Source organism: Achromobacter sp. DMS1, from assembly GCF_001270295.1.
In genome coordinates, this window is the sequence record NZ_LHSJ01000149.1 from 1 (window position 1) to 10,191 (window position 10,191).

At 70.0% G+C, this 10,191-nt stretch carries 6 protein-coding genes and 3 pseudogenes; 4 read left to right on the forward strand and 5 right to left on the reverse strand.

What is annotated here, in order from left to right; genetic code table 11:
* The coding region (locus tag AD428_RS16590; protein WP_152968128.1) for a transporter substrate-binding domain-containing protein at positions 1 to 3,238 on the reverse strand (3,238 nt) is incomplete at its 3' end.
* A gap of 307 nt (positions 3,239 to 3,545) precedes the next feature.
* Complete coding sequence (locus AD428_RS16595; RefSeq protein WP_053245909.1) at positions 3,546 to 3,962, reverse strand: hypothetical protein; 417 nt, start codon at positions 3,960 to 3,962, stop codon at positions 3,546 to 3,548.
* 413 nt (positions 3,963 to 4,375) lie between these two features.
* Here AD428_RS16595 and AD428_RS29595 point away from each other — a divergent pair.
* Positions 4,376 to 4,492: pseudogene (locus AD428_RS29595) on the forward strand (hypothetical protein); the annotation flags it as partial.
* Here the strand turns inward: AD428_RS29595 and AD428_RS26820 are convergent.
* Complete coding sequence (locus tag AD428_RS26820) at positions 4,442 to 4,786, reverse strand: hypothetical protein (RefSeq protein ID WP_053245910.1); 345 nt, start codon at positions 4,784 to 4,786, stop codon at positions 4,442 to 4,444. The pseudogene AD428_RS29595 and the gene AD428_RS26820 sit on opposite strands and share 51 nt — an antisense overlap.
* On the opposite strand from AD428_RS26820, the gene AD428_RS16605 reads away from it, so the two are divergent.
* The 3 genes from AD428_RS16605 (at position 4,785) to AD428_RS16615 (ending at position 8,295) form a co-directional block, all read left to right on the forward strand.
* Complete coding sequence (locus AD428_RS16605; RefSeq protein ID WP_160318592.1) at positions 4,785 to 5,531, forward strand: EAL domain-containing protein; 747 nt, start codon at positions 4,785 to 4,787, stop codon at positions 5,529 to 5,531. The genes AD428_RS26820 and AD428_RS16605 overlap by 2 nt on opposite strands.
* 359 nt (positions 5,532 to 5,890) lie before the next feature.
* Positions 5,891 to 6,673 (forward strand): fimbrial biogenesis chaperone, encoded by a 783-nt coding sequence (locus AD428_RS28130; RefSeq protein ID WP_235490594.1) that lies wholly within the window; start codon positions 5,891 to 5,893, stop codon positions 6,671 to 6,673.
* A gap of 368 nt (positions 6,674 to 7,041) precedes the next feature.
* Complete coding sequence (locus AD428_RS16615; protein WP_053245913.1) at positions 7,042 to 8,295, forward strand: putative Na+/H+ antiporter; 1,254 nt, start codon at positions 7,042 to 7,044, stop codon at positions 8,293 to 8,295.
* 320 nt (positions 8,296 to 8,615) lie between these two features.
* Here AD428_RS16615 and AD428_RS25245 read toward each other — a convergent pair.
* A pseudogene (locus AD428_RS25245) lies at positions 8,616 to 9,620 on the reverse strand (ShlB/FhaC/HecB family hemolysin secretion/activation protein); the annotation flags it as partial.
* 25 nt (positions 9,621 to 9,645) lie between these two features.
* A pseudogene (locus AD428_RS29600) lies at positions 9,646 to 9,846 on the reverse strand (POTRA domain-containing protein); the annotation flags it as partial.
* Positions 9,847 to 10,191: the final 345 nt, after the last annotated feature.

Genomic DNA, 10,191 nt, shown 5'->3' on the forward strand with positions numbered 1-10,191 from the left:
CCCCGGCGGCGGAGTCGCCGCCGGACAGCCGCCGCATGCGCGCGCGGAGGTCTTCCAGCCCGATGGGCTTGATGAGGCATTCGTCCATGCCCGCCTCGATGCAGCGCGCGATTTCGTCGCTTTGCGCATCGGCGGTCAGGCCCAGGATCAGGCAGGCGGCGCGGCCCGCGCTGCGTTCCTGGGCGCGGATGGCGCGGGCCAGTTCGGCGCCCGGCATGCGGGGCATGCGGCAGTCCGTCACCACCACGTCGTAGTCGTGCCGGTTCCACATGGCCAGCGCCTGCCGGCCGTCCACCGCCGCGTCGGCTTCATGGCCCAGGAATGCCAACTGCTGGGTAAGCAACTGCCGATGCTCGGGCTGGTCGTCCACGACCAGCACGCGCAGTACGCGTGCCGCCGGCGGTCCCGCGGAGTCCGGATCGTGTTCCGGCGTGCCGGGCGCTTCGGGATCGAGCAGGTTCAGGACGAGCGAAATGTCGATGCGCGTGCCCTGGCCGGGCGTGCTGTGGAGTTCGAGCCTGCCTCCCATCATTTCGCAGAGCGATCGCGAAATGACCAGGCCCAGGCCGGTGCCTCCGCAGGTATCGGCCGGCGTGCGGACCACCTGCTCGAAAGGCTTGAACAGCCGTTGCCGGTCCTGGGCCGAAATGCCTATGCCTGTGTCGGCCACCATGATGCGCACGGCCATGCGCTCGCTATCCAGGGCTTCGCCGCGCAGGGCCAGCGTGACCGACCCCTGATCGGTGAACTTGATGGCGTTGCTTACGAGGTTGGAGAGCACCTGCTTCATCCGCGTGGGGTCGACCAGCACGTCGCGGTTGAGGGCGGCGTCCAGGTCCAGCACCAGGCGCAGCCCCTTCTGGCGCGCCAGGCCCTCGAAGACGCGGGCCACCGATTCGGCCAGCACGCGCAGGTTGGCTCGGGCGGGGGAGAGGCTCAGCCGGCCGGACTCGATCCGCACGATGTCGAGAATGTCTCCGATCAGCGCCAGCAGGCTTTTCGCGCCGCTGTAGGCTGTTTCGATGTTGCGCCGGTCTATGGTTCCCGTTTCGGCCTGTCGCAGGGCCAGCTCCAGCGTGCCCAGCACGGCGCTCATCGGCGTGCGGATCTCGTGGCTCATGGTGGCAAGGAAAGTGGTTTTGGCCTTGTTGGCCTGGTCGGCCAGGCGCTTGGCCTGCTGCAGGTCGCCGATCAGACGCTCCTGCTCGGCGGCGAGCTGTTGGTGGGAGGTAATGTCGTGCCAGCCGCAGACCACGCCCACCACCTCGCCCTGCGCGTCGCGGCATGGCGCGATCCAGTGGTCCAGCCAATGCGGCGCGCCGTTGTATTCGATCAGGCGGTTCTGGCGCACCGGCTCGCCGGTGCGCATGGCCTGCATATAGGCCTCGTGCAGCGCCAGCGCGCCTTCCAGCGTGGCGGGCGTCTGCTGCACGGTCTTGCCCAACAGTTCCGACGCCGGCGCGCCCAGCGCGGCCTCGTAGCTGCGCGAGCAGAAAATCAGCCGGCCGTCGCGGTCGCGCGCGTAGATGGGAGGCGAAACCGAATCGCTGAAGATCCGGGCCAGCGTCAATTGGGACAGGAGCGACTGTTCGGCGCGGCGGCGGCGCCGGATCTGCAGGCGCTGCCGCAGGATGACCGCGAGCAGCAGCGCCGAGGCAAGCCCGGCGGCAAAGATCAGGCCCGTGATGACTTCGCGGAAATCCCCCCAGGTCTGCTTGCCGATGAGCGGATTGGGCCGCCACTGGCTCAGGATGGCGTTCATCTCTTCGGGGCCGATCTGCTGCAGCACCTTGTCCAGTATCGACCGCAGCTCGGCATCGCTGCGCCGGACCGCGAAACTCGCGTGGGCGGGTTCCAGGTCGGTGACGCCCGAGATGGCGAGCGTGTCGGCATGGATCTTGGCGACGTAATAGCGCGCCGCGGGCAGGCCGAGCAGGGCGGCGTCGGCGCTGCCTGCCGCGACGGCCGCCATGGCCGCCTGCGTGGACCCGGACTGGATGACTTCTATGCCGGGATACCGCCGGGCCAGCTCCTGGATGGCGATATGTCCGCGCGCCAGGACCAGGCGTCCGCCTTGCAGCGCGGACAGCGATGGAATGCGCCGGCTGTCTTTCTTGCGGGTGACGAGCACGAACGGATCGCTGGTGAAAGGCTGGGTGAAGCGCAGGCGCTCTTCGCGCAGCGGGCTGCTCGTCAGCAGCGACAGGTCGGCTTCGTGGGTTTCGACCGCTTCGGACATCGCGGCCAGGCTGCCCGCGCGCGAGATATCGAATCGCAGTCCGGTGCGCTGGGTGACGATTTCGAGAATGTCCGTGAGCGCGCCGTTGAAGTTGCCTTCGCTGTCCAGGAAGGCGGCGGGCGCGAGATCCTGGTTGATGATCAGGCGCACGGAAGGGTGGCGCGCCAGCCAGCTTTTCTCTTCGCTGGTGAGCGTGGACAGCGGTTCGCGCGGCAGGAACGTGCCGCCGGCCCAGCGCCGGGCGATCCTGTCCAGGCGCTCGCTGCCCATGGCCTGCAGGGCGGTGTTCACGATGTCCGCCAGCCGCGCATCATCGCGCCGCAGGGCGAAGGCGAAGCCGCCGGATTCCACGGGAAGATAGCGGTCAACCTTGATGTAGTTAAAGTAGTTCCTGCCGATGAGATAGCGCGCGGAGAGCGAGTCGCCGAGGTAGAGATCGGCGTTGCCGAAGGCCACGGCGGCGATCGCCTCGGTGGTGTTGCGGTATTGCGCCACCTGCGCCGCGCCTTGCGCCTGGCGCAGGGCCTCGGGCGTCAGGTAGTCCTGCGCGGTGGCGATCGTGAGGCCGGCCAGGTCGGCCGGGAATTCGCGTTTGTCCGACTGCCGCCGATAGAGGGCGGGGCGGTCCGGGGCATAGGGCCGGGTCAGCATCACCCCGTCCACGCTGCCTTCGGCATGATTGGCGCTGGCCAGCAGATCCACCTCGCCGGTTTTCAGCGCCTGCAGGGCCCGTTCCCTGCCGGGCAGTTGCTCGACTTCGATCCGGACGTGCAATTGCTGGCCGAGCAGGGCGATGACGTCCGCGGAGATGCCCTTGAAGGTCTGTTTGTAGCTGACGTCCAGCGGCGCCAGGTCGGGAGAGTAGGTGCCCAGCACCAGAGTGCCCTTGGCCCGCAGGTAGCGCCAGTCCTCGGGGGAGAGCTGCGGTTCGCCCGAAACGCGGGGGGGGGCTGGCGTCGAGCTGCAGCGGCTTTGCCTCGGGCGGGGGAGGCTGGGCATGGGTGGGCGGCCCGACGCACAACAGCGCGAGGGCCAGGACGCGGGTCAGTGAGAGAAGACTGGGCATGCGGAAATGGAAGGAATCAGGCCGATGGGCGCGGCGGGAAGCGAGGTCCGGTGGCGGCACCGCTGGAAGCGGCCGGCAAGGCGAGGCCCGATTTCCAGGATGCCAGCCGGGCAGCGTACTACGTAGGGCGCCGGCTGACAGATTCCTCTGAAGGACAGGTCCGGGTGGTCGGGACGTCGAAGGGCGCGGCGGGGTTGCATGCAGGGCGGCAGCCCGGGAAGCGTCAGTCCCAGCTCACGATCAGGCGGGCCGTTCTTCCGGCCGCGCCGGAGCGCCGGCGGAACCGTTCCCGGAGCCGGAAAGCGCGAGATGCGCACCCTCCGCGGCCACGCGATAGCGGCCGTCGGCCGAGGGCGCGATGAGATGGCCGGAGCGGTCGGTGAAGCGCGCGCTGATCGCCTGTCCCGGGGCGGCCACGACCTGGACCGTGGTGCCCGTCGTTTCTCGGGACGCGCTGCGGAATTCGACGTCCATCCGCCCCTGGGCGCGGTTCGCGGCGATGGCCGGCGGGGCCATTTCCACGCGCATGGGCGGATTCACGATGCGGCCGGTGAACCGGATGACGCCATAGGTGGTTGCGCCCATTGCCGCCGGCGTGGCGACCGACAGGCAAATCATGGCGGCGCCGAGGTAGGCGGGGCAAAGTCCGGATCTCATGATGACGTCTCCTTGTGAAAAGCAGCTTTTTCTGACGAAATCTTCAGCACTTCTACCTCAGTTATCGGTAACTGCTTACGTGGCTTAAGCCGGGTCCGCGTTTTCTCATATATCAGATTTATTCCCTCAAATGCCAGATAAATCTGATGGCGGTGGGCCGGCCGCGGTCGCTACTCTGTATTCCTCTCCGCGCTGTTTCGTGGCGCGGCCATCCCGGTCCGGCGCCGGCCAGCGGGCCGAATCGTTGAAATCCGGTCCTTGCCCAGCGCTTCCCGCCCGGCCCGGCTTCCGCCGGCGCCATGACGCGCATGGCGGGAGCTTCGCCGGCCGCCGTGCCTTCCGTGCCTGCCATGCCCATCGATACCTACCGCATACTTGTTGTCGAAGACCATCCCGCCACGCGCGCCCGCGCCATGGCGTCTTTCCTGCAACTGGGCCGGCATGCCGTCCAGGCGGCGGCCGACGGCCGCGAAGCCCTGCTACGGCTCGAGCAAGGCGGATTCGACCTCGTGCTCGGCAAGCTGCGGCTGCCCCGCCTGGACGGCGTGCAGCTCATCCGCAAGCTGCCGGTGCGCGCGTCCGCGCCGGCGCTGGCGCTCGTCGGCGACGAGCCGCAGCGCATGCTGCGCGGGGCGGCGCACCTGGCCCGCCTGCGCGGGCTCGGCTTTCTCGGCGTCTTTCCCCGCGTGACCGCGCATCCGCGCGAGCATGGTGCTGGGGGCGCTGAGCCACTGGCGCGGCCAGCCGCAGGCGGAGCGGGCCGTCCTTCCCGGCGAGCCGACCGCGACGCCCTGGAGCAGGCCCTGGACAGCGGCGCCATCCATGCGCGCTTCCAGCCCAAGCTGTCGTTGCGGACGAACACCATTTCCTCGCCGAGGCGCTGGGCGCCGCTGGCGGCATCCGCGGCATGGCCTGCTGCCGCCCGCCGCGTTCCTGCCCGCGATCGAGCGCGCCGGCCTCAGCGAGCGCCTGCTGTGGGCCATGCTCGAGCAGTCGCTGGCCGCGCGCAGGCAATGGGCCGCCCAGGGATTCGACATCGGCGTTTCGCTCAACATCCACACGCGGCTGCTCGACCAGCCCGATCTGCCCGACCGCCTGCACCGCCACGTAACGGCCCGCGACGTCTCGCCCTCATCCATCTGCTTCGAGCTCACCGAAACCAGCGACACCCAGGACGCCGCCAATTACTACGCGGGCGCATGCCGGCTTCGCCTGCTGGGGTTCGGCCTGTCGCAGGACGATTTCAGCCACGGCTACAGCTCGTTCCATCGCCTGTTGTCCACGCCCTTCACCGAAATGAAGATCGACCGCAGCCTGGTGCGCGGCGCGGCCTCCGATGCCGCGTTCGCGGCGGCCCTGGAAAGCGTGGCGCAGCTGGGCCGCCGCCTGGGCATGTCGGTAGTGGGGGAGGGCGTGGAGTCCGACGAGCAGATGCAGTTGCTGCGGGAGGCCGGCTGCGATGCGGTCCAGGGTTATCTGGTGGCCCCGGCGCTGGACCGCGACGAGTTCGGCAGGCTGCTGGACGCCTACCGCGGCGCCTGCCAGCCCACGATGGCCGAGCACGGCTGACGATGCAAGGCTGCGGCTCCCAACGCGCCCGCGCGGCGCGGAGTTCCCGTTTCCCGCTGCGGCGCCGGGCGCAATGTCGCCCGCACCGCCGCCCGCGATGTCGTTCGCACTCCCGGCTGCAACGCGGGCTGCGACGCGGACTCCGATCGCGGCTCGCCGGCCTTGCCCTCCGTGCGGACCTGCGGCCGTGGCGGCCGCGGGCCCTGCACCCGCTGGCGGGCTGTCGTCCCCCCGGGCTCTGCGTCCGCGAGGGCAGACGGATGCCGCCGCGCGTTTTCCCTTTGTCCTTTCCCGATTCTCCAATCCCATTTCCTGTTCCTGTTATGTGCCGCACTTTCTCGAAACCGTTTTGTTTCTGCTTGTTGGCGGGGCTTGCCCTGCTTGCGCTGGGCGCATCGGTCCAGGCGTCGGACCTCGCCTCGGGCCCGGGTTCGGCCGCCCCCGTCGAGGGCGGATTGTCGTTCGGCGGAGGATCCCGCTATGTGCTCAAGGAAGGGCGCAAGAAAGAAACCATGCTGATCTCCAATGACAGCAATATTCCGATGCTGGTGCAGACCACGATCGACTGGGGCGATGGCCGCGCCAGCGAGGATGTGCCGCTGGCGGTGAGCCGGCCGATGCTGGTCCTGGAGCCGCACGAGTCCAAGGCGGTGGAGATCTATTTCCAGGGCTCGGGCCTGCCGCGCGACCGCGAGTCGTTTTTCCTGTTGAGCGCGACCGGCGTGCCCCGGATCGCCGAGCCGCACCATAACTCGATGGCGGTCGCCTTGCGCCATCGGTTCAAGTTGTTCTACCGGCCCGCCTTCGCATCCGAGCATGTCGAAGACGTGCCCGAGAAGCTGGGCTGGGAGCTCCGCAAGGCGTCGGGCGCGGCGGGCGCCGCCGTGGTGGTGTCCAATCCCACGCCGTTCTACACGACCATGACCGAAGTGCAGGCCCTGGACGCGCAGGGCGGGCCGTGCGGGGAGCCCTTGAACCATATCATGGTGGCCCCGCTGGCCGAGGCCGCGCTGGCCGAGCTGAATTGCCCCGCGGCCTCGGTGCTGACGTACCAGTACATCGGCGATTCGGGATTGCCGCGGCCTTACCGCGTGCAGTTGCAGGCCGGCCGGAAATCCGCCGCCCAGGCCGGAGAGAACTGAACGGCTGGACGCGGCGGGGCCGCGTGAGGCCGGGCCGCGTCAGGCGGAATCAAGTCAGGCCGGGCCGCGCCGGCTGCTACACTTGGACGCGGCCGACGGCAGGGCGCTGTTTCCCTGCGCCGTCCGCCGCGCTGCCGGCAGCGTCCAGGGCGATACGCGTCAGGATCAACGCGCTCATCGTCCGCGGTTTCGCGCGCGGTCCGCTGGCGCGCCAGCGCCTCGGGCGTGCCCCGTGCGGCCGGCTTTCTCCTATCCATCCAGGCATCGCGTCGACAGGGCTCGCAATCCGGGGCGGCGCGGCCGTCTCCGGACAGCCTCGCGCCGGCGGGCGCGGGCGGAGGCATGCGCACACAATAAGGAAATAGAACGTGGTCGAACTGGACACTATCGCGGCGGTAATTTTCGCCGTGGCCCTCTTGCATACGTTTTGCGCGCCGTTGTTTCTCAAGGCGGCTCATCGCAGCAAGCGGCACGGCGGGCTGCTGCATCTGCTGGGCGAGGTGGAGGTGGTGTTCGGCTTCTGGGCCGGCGTGCTGCTGATCGCAATGGCGCTGGCCGCGACATCCGGCCAGGCGCTGCGCTATGCGGAAACCCGCAACTACACGGAGCCAGCCTTCGTGTTCGTGGTGATGGTGATCGCCGCGTCGCTGCCCGTCCTGACGGCGGTGATGCGTTGCGTGGAAGGGCTGGCGCGGCTGCTGCCGGTTCCTCCGGCCACGGCCAAGGCCTGGCTGTGCCTGAGCGCGGTGCCGCTGGCGGGCTCGCTCATCACCGAGCCGGCGGCCATGACGATCGCGGCGCTGATGCTGGGACCGCAGGTGTTCCACCGCGGCATGCCGGAGCGGCTCAAGTACGTTGCGATCGGCGTGCTGTTCGTGAACATATCGGTGGGCGGCACGCTGACGTCTTACGCCGCGCCGCCGGTGCTCATGGTGGCGTCCACCTGGGGCTGGGACAGCGCCTTCATGTTCCAAGCCTTCGGCTGGAAGGCCGCCCTGGCCGTGTTCGTGAACGCCACCGCCGCGACGCTGCTGCTGCGTCCGCATCTGCGCGCGCCAGACGTGATGGGCCGGGGGCAGCAGTCGCCGCGCGTGTCGCCAGTGGTTATCGCGGTGCACCTGGCTTTTCTGGTGGCGGTGGTGCTGGCGGCGCACCACCCGATTGTGTTCCTCGGGCTGTTCCTGTTCTTCCTGGGCTATACGCAGGCGTATCCGGCCAGCCAGAACCGGCTCATTATCAAGGAGGCGCTGCTGGTGGGATTCTTCCTGGCCGGACTGGTGGTGCTGGGCGGCATGCAGCAATGGTGGCTGCAGCCCATCGTGAGCGGGCTGCAGCCCGTGGCGCTCTTCTTCGGCGCGCTGGGCCTGACGGCCATTACCGACAACGCCGCGCTGACCTACCTGGGCTCGCTCATCGAGGGCATTTCGGACGCGTCGAAGTACATGCTGGTGGCGGGCGCGGTGGCCGGCGGCGGGCTGACCGTGATCGCCAATGCGCCGAATCCCGCCGGCGTGGCGCTGCTGCGGGGGGCGTTCCAGAACGGCGCGGTGGGCAATGGCGGCCTGCTGCTGGGCGCGCTGGCGCCCACGGCGGTGGCCGCCGCGGCCCTGTTCCTGCTCTGACGCGCCGCGGCATCCCGGCGCAGGCGGCGCGCGCCGGGCCGCGGCGGCCACCGCCAGAACACGACTGGAACACGTATTGCGCGGTCACCCAGACAAGCGGCTTGCGGTCGCGGCTGTCGGACTCCGGCTTGCCGCCGTCGGTGCGCCAGGCCGCGGTGGCCTCGGCGCGCCAGCTCCCCACGGCCACGCGCGCGCCCAGGCCGGCGCCGGCGATGCGGCGGAAGTTCTCGCCCGGCTGCCAGGGCCGGGCGGCGTATTGCACACGCCGGCGTCGTAGACAGGGAAGGCGTGACCGGCCCGGCCGCGTAGCGCAGCTCGATCTGCGTGAGCCAGCCGCGGTCGCCATAGCCTTCGCCCACCGGATCGGCGCGCACGCCCGCCGGCCCGCCCGGGCCGAAATCCTCGGAGGAGTCCAGGTTGTCGCGGGTCCATTGCCCGCCGAAGCGCCCGTACAGGCTCCAGCGCGGCGCCAGCGATTGCAGGCGGGCAATGTCCAGGTTCACCGTGCTGAAATGGCCAGCGCTGCGGGCCGTGAGGCTGTCCGCCTCGGCCAGGGCTCCGCCCAGGTTCAGGTGCCCCACCGTCCAGTTCAGCGCGCCGTAGGTGACGCCGCCGCCCAGGCCGTCGCGCAGGTCGAACTGGGCGCTGAAGGGCACACGGTTGCTGGACTTGTTCTGGCGCACGTCGGCGGCGCGGTAGTCGTCGCGCAGCTTCTTGTGCTGGAAGTCCACGCCCAGGGTCAGGTTGCGCGACTGCGAGCGCACGAGCGGATAGCGCAGGCCCGCGCTGGCCACCTGCGCCGTGCCGCGCGCGTCCAGGTCGCTGAAGTCCTTGCCCGGCTGGTAGCCGGTATCGCCGTAGCCGACCTGGCCGGGCAGGCCGGCGCTGCCCAGCGACAGGCTGTAGCCCACGTCGCCGAAGTAGAGGTCTTCGCTGGTGCCCTGTGCGCGCACGGTGATCTGGTCGCCCGCCAGGAAGGGGCTGTTGACGGCCAGGCTGGCGTTGGCGCGGTACTGCCCGGTATAGCGGTTGTCCTGGTTGTCCAGGCCCACGCTGCCATTGACGCGGTCGCCGCGCTGGACCTGGACCGGGAGATCGCCCGCGCCGAGATCCGGGCCAGGACGGATGGACGGCGTGGCCGTCACGCCCGGCAGGTCCGACAGCAGCAGCGCGGCCGCGCGTTCCAGCGGCGCGCTTTCGATGACTTCGCCGCCGCGCAGCGGACGCAGGTAGTCCTGCGCCGCGGCCGCCAGCTTCGGGTCGGCGCTCGGCGCGCACCTGCCCGTAGCGGCCTTCCAGCACTTGCAGGCGCAGCACGCCGTCATGCAGGTTCTGGGCCGGCAGGCAGACGCGGGCGAAGGGGTAGCCGGTTTCGCGGTAGTAGCGCGTGAGTGGGTAGGCCAGTTCCTGCAGGCCCGCCAGATCACAGGTGCGGTCCTGGTAGTTGCCGAGGCGGGCGAGCAGCTGGCTCGCGGTATAGACGCTGTTGCCGGCGAGGTCGATGCGCGAGATGCGGACTTCGGGTCCGCCGGGCCGGGCCGGCGCGGGCAGCGGGCTGTCGAGGTTGAGCGGGCGCGGCGCGGCACTGGCTGGCCGTCATCGACATCGGCCTGCCCGACGGCTGCGGGCTGGATCTGGTGCGCGCGCTGCGCGGCGCGCGCGAACAGGTGGGCATCGTACTGTTTTCGGCGCGCAATACCAGCGCGACCGCATCGCGGGGCTGAACCTGGGGGCCGATCACTATATGGGCAAGGGCTGCGACCTGGACGAGCTGGCGCAGTTCCTGGCCCCGCTCGTGCGCAGGCTGGGCCTGGACCGGCCGGCCCTGCAGGCGGCCGAGCCGGAATGGGTGCTGGAAGCCGGCCCGCGGCGGCTGCGCGTGCCCGGCGCGCCGGC